Origin of the sequence: Frigidibacter albus (genome assembly GCF_009908165.1) — a bacterium.
Classification (GTDB): Bacteria; Pseudomonadota; Alphaproteobacteria; order Rhodobacterales; family Rhodobacteraceae; genus Frigidibacter; species Frigidibacter albus.
Map to the genome: position 1 here is coordinate 23,954 of NZ_JAAAUC010000006.1, position 15,016 is coordinate 38,969.

General features: G+C 69.3%; 11 protein-coding genes. 7 read left to right on the forward strand and 4 right to left on the reverse strand.

Annotated features, from left to right (window positions below; genetic code table 11):
• Positions 1–68 precede the first annotated feature (68 nt).
• The gene (locus tag GVY41_RS10450; protein WP_161346176.1) at positions 69–512 is read right to left on the reverse strand and encodes a hypothetical protein; all 444 of its coding nucleotides are present in this window, start codon (positions 510–512) and stop codon (positions 69–71) included.
• 181 nt (positions 513–693) lie between these two features.
• On the opposite strand from GVY41_RS10450, the gene GVY41_RS10455 reads away from it, so the two are divergent.
• Positions 694–1,302 (forward strand): HD domain-containing protein, encoded by a 609-nt coding sequence (locus GVY41_RS10455; RefSeq protein ID WP_161346178.1) that lies wholly within the window; start codon positions 694–696, stop codon positions 1,300–1,302.
• A 3-nt stretch (positions 1,303–1,305) separates the two neighbouring features.
• Here GVY41_RS10455 and GVY41_RS10460 read toward each other — a convergent pair whose 3' ends face one another.
• The 3 genes from GVY41_RS10460 to GVY41_RS10470 all read right to left on the reverse strand — a co-directional run bounded on the left by GVY41_RS10460 (position 1,306) and on the right by GVY41_RS10470 (position 3,003).
• Positions 1,306–1,623, reverse strand: a complete 318-nt coding sequence (locus GVY41_RS10460) for an H-NS histone family protein (RefSeq protein ID WP_161346180.1) — start codon at positions 1,621–1,623, stop codon at positions 1,306–1,308.
• 129 nt (positions 1,624–1,752) lie between these two features.
• Positions 1,753–2,307 (reverse strand): ActR/PrrA/RegA family redox response regulator transcription factor, encoded by a 555-nt coding sequence (locus GVY41_RS10465; RefSeq protein ID WP_161346182.1) that lies wholly within the window; start codon positions 2,305–2,307, stop codon positions 1,753–1,755.
• Positions 2,308–2,376: 69 nt separating this feature from the next.
• Positions 2,377–3,003 carry an SCO family protein gene (locus GVY41_RS10470; RefSeq protein ID WP_161346184.1) on the reverse strand — a complete coding sequence of 209 codons (627 nt, stop codon included), beginning with the start codon at positions 3,001–3,003 and terminating at the stop codon, positions 2,377–2,379.
• A 91-nt stretch (positions 3,004–3,094) separates the two neighbouring features.
• On the opposite strand from GVY41_RS10470, the gene regB reads away from it, so the two are divergent.
• The 6 genes from regB to addA all read left to right on the forward strand — a co-directional run bounded on the left by regB (position 3,095) and on the right by addA (position 14,994).
• Positions 3,095–4,480, forward strand: a complete 1,386-nt coding sequence (gene regB, locus GVY41_RS10475) for a sensor histidine kinase RegB (RefSeq protein ID WP_161346186.1) — start codon at positions 3,095–3,097, stop codon at positions 4,478–4,480.
• A gap of 140 nt (positions 4,481–4,620) precedes the next feature.
• Positions 4,621–6,309 carry a PAS-domain containing protein gene (locus GVY41_RS10480; RefSeq protein WP_161346188.1) on the forward strand — a complete coding sequence of 563 codons (1,689 nt, stop codon included), beginning with the start codon at positions 4,621–4,623 and terminating at the stop codon, positions 6,307–6,309.
• 148 nt (positions 6,310–6,457) lie between these two features.
• Positions 6,458–8,005, forward strand: a complete 1,548-nt coding sequence (gene tsaE, locus GVY41_RS10485; RefSeq protein WP_161346200.1) for a tRNA (adenosine(37)-N6)-threonylcarbamoyltransferase complex ATPase subunit type 1 TsaE — start codon at positions 6,458–6,460, stop codon at positions 8,003–8,005.
• Positions 7,987–8,682, forward strand: coding sequence for a nucleotidyltransferase family protein (locus GVY41_RS10490; protein WP_229726034.1), 696 nt, complete (start codon positions 7,987–7,989; stop codon positions 8,680–8,682). The genes tsaE and GVY41_RS10490 overlap by 19 nt, the downstream gene beginning before the upstream one ends.
• Positions 8,675–11,632 (forward strand): double-strand break repair protein AddB, encoded by a 2,958-nt coding sequence (gene addB / locus GVY41_RS10495; protein ID WP_161346202.1) that lies wholly within the window; start codon positions 8,675–8,677, stop codon positions 11,630–11,632. Before GVY41_RS10490 ends, addB begins: the two co-directional genes overlap by 8 nt.
• The gene (gene addA / locus GVY41_RS10500) at positions 11,629–14,994 is read left to right on the forward strand and encodes a double-strand break repair helicase AddA (RefSeq protein ID WP_161346204.1); all 3,366 of its coding nucleotides are present in this window, start codon (positions 11,629–11,631) and stop codon (positions 14,992–14,994) included. Before addB ends, addA begins: the two co-directional genes overlap by 4 nt.
• Positions 14,995–15,016 lie beyond the last annotated feature (22 nt).

Genomic DNA, 15,016 nt, shown 5'->3' on the forward strand with positions numbered 1-15,016 from the left:
AGCACGTAGCATTGCCGGGCGCTTGCGGCAATGCGCAGCACCCGGCGATTTACCAACGATTGCACAGGTCAGCCGGCCGCGAGAGCGTCGAGTCCCGTTTCGCCAGCCCAATCCCGCCCGGTCTCGATCACGCAGGCGATGCCATCGGTGCGGGTGGCCAGCATCGTCCAGGTTCCCAGCCGGTCCGAGGCCCAAAGCTCGACAAAGACCCCGTCGCGCTCTTGCGGAGCGCTGACCCGGTTTTCCTCGAAGTCATTCGACAGCTTCTCGGTCACCGTGACGCGTACATCGCAATAGGGTTCGTCATAGGCCTGGTCGTCGCCATAGGCGGTCACAAGATCGAGAACGGCAAGGTTATCAAGGCTTGGTGCCTCGGCGCTGCGCTGCACGGCTTCGGACGGCGGTGCCAGCCGGTACGAGAACGACTCGGCCGGCGCCGTCATCGCCAGGGTGGCGGCAGCTACGACGAGGCCCAAGGCGGCGAAAACTGTGGCGGTCTGGGAGGTTTTCATCAGCGGCTCCTTTGCGGTCCGGGTGATGTTTGCGGGGATCGGCTTGCGACTGCGCGCGGCCTGATCGGTTGAATCTCTGCATAACAAGCGCGGCGGGGCCCATTTGGTTCCCCCAGCGGCGTTTACAGGGCGGCGGCCTGCCCGTAATCAGGGCAGAACGATCCCCAAAAAGACGGTTGTCATGGCCCGAGTTTCGCAAAAACCCCCGCGCGCCTGGCAGCGGATGCTGTCAGGCCGACGCCTTGATCTGCTGGACCCGGCGCCGCTGGATATCGAGATCGAGGATATTGCCCATGGGCTGGCGTTTGTCGCACGCTGGAACGGGCAGACGCGGGGCGACTTTGCCTATTCGGTGGCCGAGCATTCGCTGCTGGTGGAGGAAATCTTCGCGCGGCTGGTGCCGGGGGCCCCGGTGAAATGGCGGCTGGCAGCATTGTTGCACGATGCCCCCGAATATGTGATCGGCGACATGATCAGCCCGGTGAAATCCGCCATTGGTCCGACCTATGGCGAACTGGACCAGCGCCTGACGGCTGCGGTGCATTTGCGCTTTGGCCTACCCGCAATGCTGCCGGTGGGGATCAAGAAAGACATCAAGCGCGCCGACCGGCTGTCTGCCTGGCTGGAAGCGGTACAGATCGCCGGCTTTACCGCAGCCGAGGCGGACAGGTTCTTCGGCCGTCCCGACCGGGCGGTGATGCAGGGGCTGGAGATCCGCTTGCGGCCGCCGGCCGAGGTGCGGGCGGATTACACCGCCCGGCACGGTGATCTCATGGCGCTGATGCCGTAGGCGTCAGATCGCCAGATCGTCCAGGCTCTTGCCCTCTTTCAGCGCAGCCTCGACCCAACGCGGCCGACGGCCCCGGCCGGTCCAGGTATCGGACGGGCTTGCCGGATTGGCATATTTCGGTGCAGCGGATTTGCGCTTTTTTTGCACCTGCACGCCGGTCAGCTCTGCCAGCGAGAACCCCAGTTTGCGGGCGGTTTCTTCTAGCTCGCTCAGGGCTTCTTTTTTCTTGCGGTCTTCAAAAGACGCTATCGCGCGTGCGACCTGTGTCTGAAGGTCGCGCAGCTCTTTCAGCGAAAGATCGTCCAGGTTGAAAGCGTTCATCATTGATCCCTTAAAATCTCATCCCTCTTTCGCCATTTAATTCCGGGAAATGCAAAATGCAAAGAAAAAACCCCGAAGCGGCGCTTCGGGGTCTTGCGGCTGTCGCGGGACGGCAAGTCTCCGCCAGTTTCAGCGCGGGCTGCGTTTCGCCAGGATGCGCTGCAAGGTGCGGCGGTGCATGTTCAGCCGACGCGCCGTTTCGCTGACATTGCGGTCGCACATCTCATAGACGCGCTGGATATGCTCCCACCGCACACGGTCGGCAGACATCGGGTTTTCGGGCGGAGGCGGCAGTGCCTCGCCGGTGGACAGCAGCGCCGCGGTGATGTCATTGGCATCGGCCGGCTTCGACAGATAGTCGGTCGCGCCCATCTTCACCGCGGCGACGGCCGTGGCGATGGCGCCGTAGCCGGTCAGCACCACGATCCGCGCATCGGGCCGCTTCTCGCGCAGTGCCTCGACGACGTCGAGCCCGTTGCCATCTTCCAGCCGCAGGTCGATCACCGCATAGGCCGGGGCCGATTGCTGGACGATGGCCTTGCCTGCCGCTACGCTTTCGGCCGTGACAGGCGCGAAGCCCCGCTTTTCCATGGCGCGTGCAAGCCGGGTGACGAAAGGTGCATCGTCATCGACCAGCAAAAGGGATCTGTCAGGCCCCAGCTCGGCATGTTCGTCCTCGGCCATTTTTCGAGTTTCCCCCACATCGTCCGTTGAACCGTTCTAGGGCGTTAGGCGGCTGGGGTCAAACTCTGCCTAGCTGGCAGCCTCGATGAAACAGGCGGCGCGCTCGGCCATCTGCTGCGGCGCGACATCGCGGTTGAAATATTCGACAAAGCCATGGCCCGGCAACACCAGGTAGGTCTGTGTCGAATGATCGACGAGGTAATAATCATCCTCGGCCGGCTGCGCCTTGTAATAGGTGCGATAGGCCTGACTTGCGGCCCGAACCTGTTCTTCGCTGCCGGTCAGGCCGATCATGCGTTCATGCATCATCGACGCGAATTCGCCCATCACCTCGGGCGTATCCCGGTTTGGATCGATGGAAATGAACACCGGCGTCACCTGATAACCCATTTCTTCCAGCGCATCGACCGCCTCGGCATTCCGGGCATTGTCGAGCGGGCAGACATCCGGGCAGAAGGTATAGCCGAAATACAGCAAGCTCGGCTCGGTGATGACATCGGCATCGGTCACGGTGGCGCCGGTCTTGTCCACCAGCGTGAACGGCCCGCCGATCGCGCCCGCCCCACCGGCGACCACGCCCTGTCGGCAATCGGCGAACTGATCGTTGCCGCCCCGGGTCAGCGCGAAACTGACCACAAGCCCGATCGCCACCACCGAAACTGCCGCGACCGCGAGTCTTTGCGTCGAAACTGCCATGCACATATCCCCCAGCTACATGGCGCATTGATCCCTCATCCGGCCATCACTATCAATCCCGCAAGCACCCGTTGCGACATCGAGACCGCTCATGCCCGACACGACCGATGCCATTCCACGCGAAACGCACAGCGATTGGATGCGTCTGCAAACGCTGATCCTGCTGCGCTGGGGTGCGATCACCGGGCAACTGGTGGCGATCACAGTTGCGTGGCGCTTCTACGGCATCCAGTTCAACCTCGGCGCCTGCTTCCTGGTGGTGGGCGCCGCGATCATCGCCAACCTTGTGTCGATTTTCGTCTACCCCGCCAACAAGCGGCTGACGCAGGTCGAGGCGGTGATGACGCTGCTGTTCGACACCGCGCAACTGGCGCTGCTGCTGGCGCTGACCGGCGGGCTGCACAACCCCTTCGCGCTGCTGATCCTCGCCCCCGCCACCATCGGCGCCACCGCGCTGCAAACGCGGGCCACGGTGTTTCTGGCGGCTGCGACCGTCGCCATGGTCACGCTGTTCGGCTATGCCAACCTGCCGCTGCGGATGCCCGATGGCAGTCAGATCCGGGTGCCGCCGCTGGTGGAGTTCGGTCACTGGCTGGCAATCGTGATCGGCGTGGTGTTCCTCGGCATCTATGCGCGGCGGGTGTCGTCCGAGATGCATTCGATGGGCGATGCGCTGCTGGCAACCCAGATGGCACTGGCGCGCGAACAGAAGCTTACCGATCTTGGCGGCGTCGTGGCTGCCGCCGCGCATGAGCTTGGCACGCCGCTGGCCACCATCAAGCTGGTCAGTGCCGAGCTGATCGACGAACTGGAGGACCGGCCGGACCTGCGCGAGGATGCAGAGCTGATCCGCAGCCAAGCCGACCGCTGCCGCGACATCCTGCGCTCGATGGGCCGCAGCGGCAAAAGCGACCGGCTGATGCACAGCGCCCCCATCCTGCAGGTGCTGCGCGACGCGGCCGAGCCCCATGCCGCCCGCGGCAAGGCGCTGCATTTCGATGCCGCGCCCGGACCGGGCGGCGATGAGCGCCAGCCGCTGATCCTGCGCCAGTCCGAGGTGATGCACGGCCTGCGCAACCTGATCCAGAACGCGGTGGATTTCGCCCGCGCCAATGTGTGGATCGATGTGGAATGGACGCCGTGGCAGATTTCCGTCCGCATCGTCGATGACGGGCCGGGCTATCCGCCGCAGCTGTTCGGCCGACTCGGCGACCCGTTCACCCGCCGCCGCTCCAGCGACGCGGACCGGGCGCAGCGCCCGGAATATGAAGGCATGGGACTTGGCCTGTTCATCGCCAAGACCCTGCTGGAGCGGACGGGCGCCGAGCTGACCTTCGCCAATGCCGCCGACCCGTTCCTGACCGCCGATGAACGCCCGCAGCGCAGCGGCGCGATTGTCGAGGTGATCTGGCCGCGCGACCGGATCGCCGCGACCGAAAGCGGCCCGCTTGGCGAGAATCTCCGCATCGAGGAGTGAGCGGCCGGCCGGATCCCCGATCGCCCATGAGTTGCAGGAATTTCTGTTCTGCTCGCGAGGGTTAACCAGCCATTAACCATTCGCTCCAAGACTGGCCCGGTGTCCTCCGCAGCCCACAAACGGGAAGGATCGGTCAGCAGATGCCTCCGAACTGGGCCTTCGCCCTTATCCTCGTCGCCACATCGGTCGGGTCGGCCTTCGTGGCCCTGGCGCTGCTCTCGGCGCTGACCCCGCGCCGTGGCCGGCCCCGCAAGCTGGCCGAGGTAGAGCCGGTGCTGGAGGAAGCGGTGTTCCTGTTCGACGATCAGGCACTGATAGACGCCTCGGCCCCGGCCCGCGCGCTGATGGATGCGACTCCACTGCGCGGCAGCGACTGGTCTCGGCTCTGCGCCTTTCTCGGCCCGCAATTCGATCGGTTCGAGGCGGAAATGGCCCGCCTTGCCGAGCGGGGCATCCTCGAGCTGAAAGGCGCCGGACCGGCCCCGCTGCGGCTGAAGGCAGAGATGATCTCGGGTCTGGCGCGGATCACCCTCTCGGACCCCGAGGCCGAGGGGCGGGGGCGGATGGTCGATGCGCTCAGCCTGCGCGCGATGGAGGATGAACTGGAGGGTCTGCGCGAGGCCACCGACGTGCTGCCGGTTCTGGCCTGGCGTCAGGACGGGCGGGGCGAGGTGACCTGGGCAAACCGCGCCTACCTGCTGCAATCGGGCGCGTTGACCGGCGATGTCGAGGATCCCTGCCTCTGGCCGCTGCCGCGCCTGTTCGATCTGGGCCCCGCGGCGCCGCCCGTGCCCGGAGTTGCCCCGCCGGCGCCGCGCCGGATGCGTCTGGATCTGCCCGGCCGCGACAAGCCGCTCTGGTTCGACTGCCACAGCCTCGAGACGACGGGCGGCACCATCAATTTCGCGCTGCCCGCCGATGCGACGGTGCGGGCAGAGACTGCGCTGCGCGAGTTTGTGCAGACGCTGACCAAGACCTTCGCGCATCTGCCGATCGGGCTGGCGATCTTCGACCGGCAGCGGCAACTGGCGCTGTTCAACCCGGCGCTTATCGACCTGACGACGCTTGGCGCCGACTTCCTGTCTGGCCGCCCGACGCTGTTCTCCTTCCTCGACCGCCTGCGCGAGGCGCGGATGATCCCCGAACCCAAGGATTACCGCAGCTGGCGCCAGCAGATGACCGAACTGGAAAGGGCCGCCTCGACCGGCCACTACCAGGATATCTGGACCCTGCCCTCGGGCCTGACCTATCAGGTCACCGGCCGCCCGCATCCCGATGGGGCGGTGGCGCTGCTGATCGAGGATATCTCGGCCGAAGTGTCCCTGACCCGCCGGTTCCGCTCGGATCTGGAACTGGGGCAGGCAGTGGTCGACAGCCTGCCCGAGGCGATTGCCGTCTTTTCGCCGGCCGGGGTGTTGGTGATGTCGAATTCCGCCTATGCGCGGATGTGGGGCGCCGACCCGGCTACCACCCTGAGCGAGGTGGGCGCGACCGAGTCGATGCGGCTGTGGCAAGCCGGCAGCCTGCCGAATCCGATCTGGGCCGATGCGCGCGATTTCATCTCCAGCATCGGCCCCCGTGCCGATTGGACCGGCGAGGCGGTGCTGCAATCCGGCCAGCGCATCGCCTGCCGGTTCCAGGCCATCGCCGGCGGGGCCACGCTGGCGGGCTTCTTGCCGCAGGACGGTGATGTGTTGCTGCCGCTAGGTCCTCGCCGATTGCGCCGTCGGCGAGACCTGGCGACGCCCGAGGTTGCCCCCGACTATCCGGCAGACCTCCATCGCCCGGTCGCGGACGAGGTTCTGGAGCCGGATCGCGCAAAGGCCTGAAGATCGACAGCGAGGCGGCGGAGGTGAAGCAACTCCGCAGACCGCCGCACCTTTCGGCTGCATCGGCTCAACGCCGCTGCCCGGCCAACCTGTCATGCCGGCGCCTCGGCGCTTGCGGCTGCGGCCCGGGCGGATAAAAGTCGGGCACATGACCGATGCCCCGCACCTCGCCCCCCTCACACCGCCAGGATCGCCCGCAGCGCCGCTGCGTCTGGCGCTGCGCCTGCAAGACGCCGAGGCCACGGCGAGGCTGGCCCGGCACCTGGCCCCCCAATTGCGCGCCGGCGACGTGCTGCTGCTGCAAGGCCCGATCGGCGCCGGCAAGACCCATTTCGCGCGTTCCCTCATCCAGTCGCTTCTCGCCGCCGAGGACCGTACCGAGGATGTGCCCTCCCCCACCTTCACGCTGGTGCAGACCTATCTGGCCGCGGGGCTGGAAATCTGGCACGCCGACCTCTATCGCCTGACCTCGCCAGCCGAGGCCGGGGAGCTGGGGCTCGAAGAGGCTTTCTCCGAAGCGTTGTGCCTGATCGAATGGCCTGACCGGCTTGGCAGCCTCGCCCCGGCGAACGCGCTGACCCTGGCCTTCGCGCCCGAGCCGGACGGTGACGGGCGGCGCCTGACGCTCACCGCCGCCGACCCGCGCTGGCACGCAATCCTGGCCATGGAGCCCCCGATGACCGAAGCCCCGCGCGACGCCGCCGCCTTCATCGCTGCTGCCGGCTGGGGCGATGCCGCGCGCAGCCGCCTCGCCGGCGATGCCTCCAACCGCAAATATGACCGCCTGATCCGCGCGGGTGGCGGCCGCGCCGTGCTGATGGATGCCGATCCCGCCAAGGGCGAAGATGTCGCGCCCTTCCTCGCCATCGACCGTGCCCTGCTGCTGCGCGGGCTGACGGCTCCGGACGTGTTGGCAGAGGACCGGGCGCAGGGCTTCCTGCTGCTCGAGGATCTGGGCGACGATCTCTTCGCCCGGGTGCTCGCCCGCGACCCCGCGCAGGAAACCACCCTCTATGCCGCCGCAACCGATGTGCTGACCCATCTACATGGGTCGCCTCTGCCCTCGGGCCTGCGCGCCTATGACGCCGCGCTGATGGGCAAGATGGCCGCGCTGGCGCTGGACTGGTATCTGCCGGGCGTCACCGGCACCCACACCGACAGCGCCGGTTTTGCCGATCTCGTCGCAGCGCTCAAAAACACCCTCGCGCCCGGCGACCCGGTGATGGCCCTGCGCGACTACCATGCCGAAAACCTGCTCTGGCTGCCCGGCCGCTCCGGCATCGCCCGCGTCGGCCTGCTGGACTTTCAGGACGCGATGGCCGGCCCCCGCGCCTATGACCTCGTGTCGATGCTGCAGGACGCCCGCCGCGACGTGCCAGAGGCCGTCGAGGCCGAGATGGTCGCCCGCTATTGCGCGCAAAACCGGCTGGACCCGGGCCGCTTTTCCGCCGAATACGCCTTCTGCGGCGCGCAGCGGAACCTGCGCATCCTCGGCGTCTTCGCCCGCCTCTCGATGCATTACGGCAAGCCGCAGTATGTGGACCTGATCCCCCGGGTCTGGGGCCTGCTGCAACGCGATCTGGCGCATCCGGAGCTGGCGGAGCTGCAAGCCGCCGTCGCATCCACCCTGCCCGCGCCGGATGCCGCCGCCCTGCAACGGATCAAGGAGCAGGCCGGATGCCACCCGCTGCGCTGATGCTCTACGCCGCCGGCTTCGGCACCCGCATGGGCGCGCTGACGGCGGACCGGCCCAAGCCGCTGATCCCCGTCGCCGGGCGCGCGCTCATCGACCATGCGCTGGCGCTGGTGCCAACGGGGCTGCGCGTCGTGGTGAACACCCACTATCGGGCGGACCAGATCGCCGCCCATGTCGCCGGGCGCGGGTTTTTGCTGTCGCATGAGCCGGAATTGCTGGAAACCGGCGGCGGCCTGCGCGCCGCACTGCCGCTGCTGGACGCGGACCCGGTCTACACGCTCAACACCGATGCGGTCTGGACTGGCCCCAATCCGCTGGAAACGCTCGCCGCCGCCTGGGATGCGGACCGGATGGACGCGCTGCTGCTGGTGCTGCCACCCGCCCGCGCCACCGGTCACAAGGGCCGCGGCGATTTCGCCATGGCGGAGGATGGCGGGCTGAGCCGCGGCCCGGGCTTCGTGCCGGCGGTGGTGCATACAGGTGCGCAGATCATCTCACCCCGGCTGCTGGAGGCGGTGCCGGAGCGCATCTTCTCCAGCAACCGGCTGTGGGATGCCGCAGAGGCGCGCGGCCGGCTGTTCGGCGTGATCCACCCAGGCGGCTGGTGCGATGTCGGCCAGCCGAGCTCGCTGCCGTTGGCCGAGGCGCTGCTGGCGGAAGCGGCGCAAGGTGTTTGACCCCTCCGCCAGACCGCGCCTGTTCGCCCTGCCCTGCGGCGCCGATTTCCCGGCGGCGCTGGTGGACGGGATGATCGCGCGGATGGCGGGCCAGCCGCCCGAGGCGATGGCGCGGGTGACGCTGTATCTCAACACCCACCGGATGCTGCGCCGGGTGCGCGAGGTGTTCGGCGCGCGCGGCGCGCGTCTGCTGCCGCGGCTGCGGCTGGTCACCGATCTTGGCCGCGATCCGCTGGCGGGGCTGCCGCCCGCGATCCCGCCGCTGCGCCGGCGGCTGGAGCTGGCGCAGCTGGTGGCCGTGCTGGTCGCCCGCCAACCCGATTTCGCGCCCGGAACCGCCACCTATGACCTTGCCGACAGCCTTGCCACGCTGATGGACGAGATGCAGGGTGAGGGCGTCGACCCTGCCGCGCTGGAACGGCTCGACATCGCCGACCATGCCGCGCATTGGCAGCGGGCGCTGGCCTTCATCCGCATCGTCGCGCGCTATTTCGACGGCTCCGAAGCGCCCGACCCCGAGGCGCGGCAGCGCAAGGTGGCCGAGGCGCTGGTGCAGGCCTGGGCCGAGGCGCCGCCGTCGGGGCCGGTGATCGCCGCAGGGTCCACCGGCTCGCGCGGGGCGACATCGCTGTTCCTGCAGGCGGTAGCGCGGCTGCCACAAGGCGCGGTGGTGCTGCCCGGCTTCGACTTCGACTTGCCCGAGGCGGTGTGGACCGCCCTCGACGACGGCATCTTCCCGGCCGAGGACCACCCGCAATACCGCTTCTGGACGCTGACCCGCGCACTGGACCTGACCCCGCGTGACGTGGCGCGTTGGAGCGAGGCGCAGGCCCCCTCGGATGCGCGCAACCGCCTGGTCTCGCTCGCCCTGCGCCCCGCGCCGGTGACGGACCAATGGCTGACCGAGGGCGCGCGGCTGGCCGATCTGGCCGGCGCCACCGCGGGGCTGACGCTGATCGAGGCCCCGAACCCGCGGACCGAGGCGCTCGCCATTGCGCTGCGGCTGCGGCAGGCGGCCGAGGACGGCACCCGCGCTGCGCTGGTCACGCCCGACCGGCTGCTCGGGCGGCGCGTGGCGGCGGCGCTGGATCGCTGGGGGATCCTCGCCGACGAATCCGCCGGCCAGCCGCTGGTGCTATCGCCGCCGGGCCGCTTCTTGCGCCATGTCGCGGCCCTGGTGGGGCAGAAGCTGACGGTCGAGGCCCTGCTGACCCTGCTCAAGCACCCGCTGACCTGCACGGGCGGCGACACCCGCGGCCCGCATCTGCTGTTCACGCGCGAGCTGGAGCTGCATCTGCGCCGTCATGGGCCCGCGTTCCCGGGGGCTGCCGATCTGGCGAAATGGGCCGCGAAGGGGCCGGAGGATGGCCGGGAGGCTTGGACCCAGTGGCTGGGCGAGACGCTGTGCGGGCTGGAGGCGCTCACCGGCGAACGCCCGCTTTTGGCCTGCATAGAGACGCTTTTGGTCCGGGCCGAGGCGCTTGCGGCCGGCCCGGGTGGCTCGCCCAAACCCCTCTGGGCCGAGGCGGCAGGGCGCGAGGCCGCGCGGATCATGGGAGAGCTTCAGCGCGAGGCCCCGCATGGCGGCAGCTTCACCCCGCATGACTTTGCAGACCTGCTGGCGACGCTGCTGCAAGCGGGCTCTGTCCGCACCCCCGATGCGCCGCATCCGCTGATCGCGATCTGGGGCACGCTCGAGGCGCGGGTGCAGGGGGCGGATCTGGTGATCCTCGGCGGGTTGACCGATGGCGTCTGGCCGGAACTGCCGCCGCCGGACCCCTGGCTGTCGCGCAAGATGCGGGCCGAGGCGGGGCTGCTGCTGCCCGAGCGCCGCGTCGGCCTTGCCGCGCATGATTTCCAGCAGGCAGTGGCGGCGCGCGACGTGGTGCTCAGCCGCGCCCTGCGCGATGCCGAGGCGGAAACCGTGCCCTCGCGCTGGCTGAACCGGTTGACCAACCTGCTCAACGGGCTGGCGGCGCAGGGCGGCCCGCAGGCGCTGGCGGCGATGCAGGCGCGCGGCGCGGCACTGATCGCGGATGCGCTACGGCTGGAGGCACCCGAGGCCCCCGCCCCCCGCGCCCACCGCCCCGCCCCGCGCCCGCCGCTGGCCCACCGCCCGCGCGAGCTTGCGGTGACCGGCATCCGCACCCTGATCCGCGATCCCTATGCCATCTACGCCCGCCATATCCTGCGGCTTCGCCCGCTGGACCCGATCGGCGCAGCCCCCGATGCGCGGCTGCGCGGGCAGGCGCTGCACCTGATCGTGGAGCGGTTCATCCGCCAGCGCCCGGCAGGCGAGACGCCCGAGGCGGCGGCGGCCCGGCTGCTGGCGGTCGCGGATGCGGTGCTGACCGAAGAGATCCCCTGGCCAAGCGCACGGCGGCTGTGGCGGGCGCGGCTGGCCCGCGTGGCGCCGCGCTTTCTGGCGGCAGAGGCCGGGCGCGCAGCGCGTGGCGCGCCGATGCTGATCGAGAAAACAGGCTCTGTCACACTGCAAACGCTTGGTTTCACCCTCACCGCGCGCCCCGACAGGATCGACCTGCTGGAAGATGGCCGGGTGCATATCTACGACTACAAGACCGGCGAGCCGCCAAGCCTGAAGATGCAGGAACATTTCGAAAAGCAACTGCTGCTGGAGGCGGCGATGGCCGAACGCGGTGCCTTCGCGGCGCTTGGCCCGCGCGAGGTGGAGGCCGTCACCTATATCGGCCTTGGCACCGGCGCCAAGCTGGTCACCAACCCGCTGGAGGATGACATTCTTGGCAAGACCTGGTCGGGCCTGCACCGGCTGATCGGCGGCTATCTGTTGGAAGGGCGCGGCTATACCGCCCGCCGCGCGATGTTCGAGCAGCGCGATGTCAGCGATTACGACCACCTCTCGCGCTATGGCGAATGGGAGCTGAACGAGGCCGCCACCCCCGAGCGCGTCGGCCCGGAGGAGGCATCATGACCCGCAACGCCGCAAGCCAGCGGCAGGTTCTGGCAGCAGAGCCCCGCGCCTCGACCTGGCTGTCGGCCAATGCCGGGTCAGGCAAGACCCGGGTGCTGACGGACCGGGTGGCGCGGCTGCTTCTGGGCGGGACCGAGCCGCAGCATATCCTGTGCCTGACCTATACCAAGGCCGCCGCGTCCGAGATGCAGAACCGCCTGTTCCGGCGCCTTGGTGAGTGGGCGATGCTGGAGGAGGGCCGCCTGCGCGCCGCGCTGGCCGAGCTTGGCATCGACGGCATGGTCAGCGACGAGACGCTGGCCGAGGCGCGGCGGTTGTTCGCCCGCGCCATCGAGACGCCGGGCGGGCTGCGGATCCAGACGATCCATTCGTTTTGCGCCGGCCTGCTGCGGCGCTTCCCGCTGGAGGCGGGCGTGTCGCCCAGCTTCACCGAGATGGATGACCGCGCCGCCGAACTCTTGCGCGCCGAGATCGTGGAAGAGCTTGCGGGCGGCGAGGATGTCGGCGCCGTGGATGCGCTGGCGGGGCTGGTGGCGGGCGATGACCTCTCGCCGGTGCTGGGCGATTTGTGCAGGAATAGTGACGCATTTGCCGTTCCGCTGAGCCGCCCGGCGGCGCTGGCGCTGTTCGGCCTGCCGCCCGGCCATGACCGCGCCGCGCTGCTGGCCGAGGTGCTGATGGGGGATGAAGCGGCGCTGCTGGCCGACTTGGTGCCGCTGCTGCTGGCGAGCGGCCCCAACGATTGCAAGGCGGGGGAGCGGCTGGCCTCGCTGAACCTCACGGACACCGACTGCCTGACCGCGCTGGAAGATGTGCTGCTGACCGGCAAGGGCGCGAAAGAGCCCTTCACTGCCAAGACCGGCAGCTTCCCGACCAAGGGCCTTGCCTCCGGCCCCTGCGCGCCGCTGATGCCCCGCCTGCAGGCGCTGATGCTGCGGGTGGAGGCGGCGCGGCCGCGGCGGATCGCGCTCGCGGCAGCAGAGCGCGCGCTGGCGCTGCACCGTTTCGCCGCCGCCTTCCTGCCGCGCTATCACGCCCGCAAGGCCGCCCGCGGCTGGCTGGATTTCGATGACCTGATCGCCCGCGCCGGGCGGTTGCTGTCGGACCGCAGCGTGGCGCAATGGGTGCTGTTCCGGCTCGATGGCGGCATCGACCACATTCTGGTGGATGAGGCACAAGATACCAGCCCCGGCCAATGGGCGGTGATCGAACGGCTGAGCGAGGAGTTCACCGCCGGCGAGGGCGCGCGCGAAGGGCGGCGCACGCTGTTCGTGGTGGGGGACAAGAAACAGTCGATCTACAGCTTTCAGGGCGCCGACCTGACCGCCTTTGACCGGATGCGCGGCCAGTTTGCCAGCCGTTTTCAGGCCGTCGGCGCGGCGATGCAGGATCTGACGCTGGACCACTCCTTCCGCTCTGCCCCCGCGGTGCTGCACGTGGTGGACCTTGCCTTTGACGGGCGCGAAGATCGCGGCATCGGCGGCGCGCCGCTGCACCTGGCCTTCAAGGAGCAGATGCCGGGGCGCGTGGACCTTTGGCCGCTGATCCCCAAGGCGGAGCGCGAGGAGCCCGAGGCCTGGGACGCGCCGGTGGACCAGTTGCCCGAGGCGCATCCGGCGGTGCAGCTGGCCCGCCGCATCGCGGCTTGGATCGGTGAAACCATCGCCGCGGGCACGCAGATCCCGGTGCCCGGCGGCACGCGCCCGGTACATGAGGGTGATTTCCTGATCCTGGTGCAGCGGCGCTCGGAGCTGTTCGCCGAGATCATCGCGGCCTGCAAGGCGGCGGGGCTGGCGATTGCGGGCGCCGACCGGCTGAAGCTGGGCGGCGAGCTGGCGGTGAAGGACATCCGCGCCGTGCTGGCCTTTCTGGCGACGCCCGAGGATGACCTGTCGCTGGCCGCGGCCCTCCGCTCGCCCCTGTTCGGCTGGACCGAGGCGCAGCTTTACGATCTGGCGCAGCCGCGCAAGGGCTACCTGTGGCAGGCGCTGCGCGGGCGCGAGGATCATGCGGACACGCGCGCGATCCTGAATGACCTGCGCGACCGGGCCGATTTCCTGCGGCCCTATGAGCTGATCGAACGGCTGCTGACGCGCCACGGTGGCCGCAAGCGGCTGGTGGCGCGGCTGGGGCCGGAGGCGGAGGACGGCATCGATGAGCTGCTGACCCAGGCGCTGGCCTTTGAACGCAGCGCGGTGCCCAGCCTGACTGGGTTCCTGGTCTGGATGGAGGGCGGCGATGTCGAGGTGAAGCGCCGTCCCGAGGCGGCGGGCCGCGCCATCCGGGTGATGACGGTGCATGGCGCCAAGGGGCTGGAGGCGCCGGTGGTGATCTTGCCCGACACCATCCGCGGCGAGCGCAACCGGGGCGCCGCGATCCTGCGGCTGGAGGATGGCCCGCCGGTCTGGGGTGCGAATGCCGATGACTCGCCCCCGCTGATGACTGCGGCCCGCGCGGCCGCGAAGGCGCGGGAGGCGGAGGAGCGGGACCGGCTGCTCTATGTGGCGATGACGCGGGCGGAAAGCTGGCTGGTGGCCTGCGGCGCGGGCGATGCGGGCAATAGCGGCGATCAGTGGTGGAGCCTTGTGGCCGCCGCGATGGAGAAGGCCGGGGCCGAACCGGCGCAGGCGGGGTTTGGGCCGATCCTGCGCTTTGCCTCGGGCGAATGGCCGGCGGATGCGCCCGCCGCTGCCCCCATCGTGGCTCAAGCGGATTTGCCGCCTCTGCCGGGTTGGGCGCTGCACCCGGCGCCGCCCGCCATCGGGCCGGAAAAGCCGCTCTCCCCCTCGGACCTCGGCGGCGCCAAGGCGCTGCCCGGCGAGGCGGCGTTGCTGGATGAGGATGCCGCGCTGCGCCGAGGGCGGCAGTTGCACCTGCTGTTGGAGCATCTGCCCGACTGGCCCATTGAGGCGCAGGCTGAGATCGCCCTGCGGCTGCTCTCGGTCGGCGAAGACAGTGCCGATCCTGCAGAGATAGAGACTGTTCTGGTCGAGGCGCAGGCGGTTCTGACCAGCGAGGCGATGCGCCCCTGGCTCGGCCCCGAGACACTGGCCGAAGTCGAGATCACCGCGCATCTGGCGGAACTCGGCGGCCGCAGGATCCACGGCATCCTCGACCGGCTGTGGATCGGCGAGGACCGGGTGCTGGCGATCGACTACAAGTCGAACGCCGTGGTTCCCTCACGCCCCGAGGATGTGCCCTTGGGCCTGCTGCGCCAGATGGGGGCCTATGCCGCGGCGCTGGAACAGATCTACCCGGGCCGCCGGATCGACACCGCGATCCTGTGGGTGCGAACCGGCCAGCTGATGCCGCTGCCTTGCGATATCGTGAGGGCGGCCTTGCAAGCGGGCACCATCCCTTGACCTGCCCTGCCCGCATCCATAC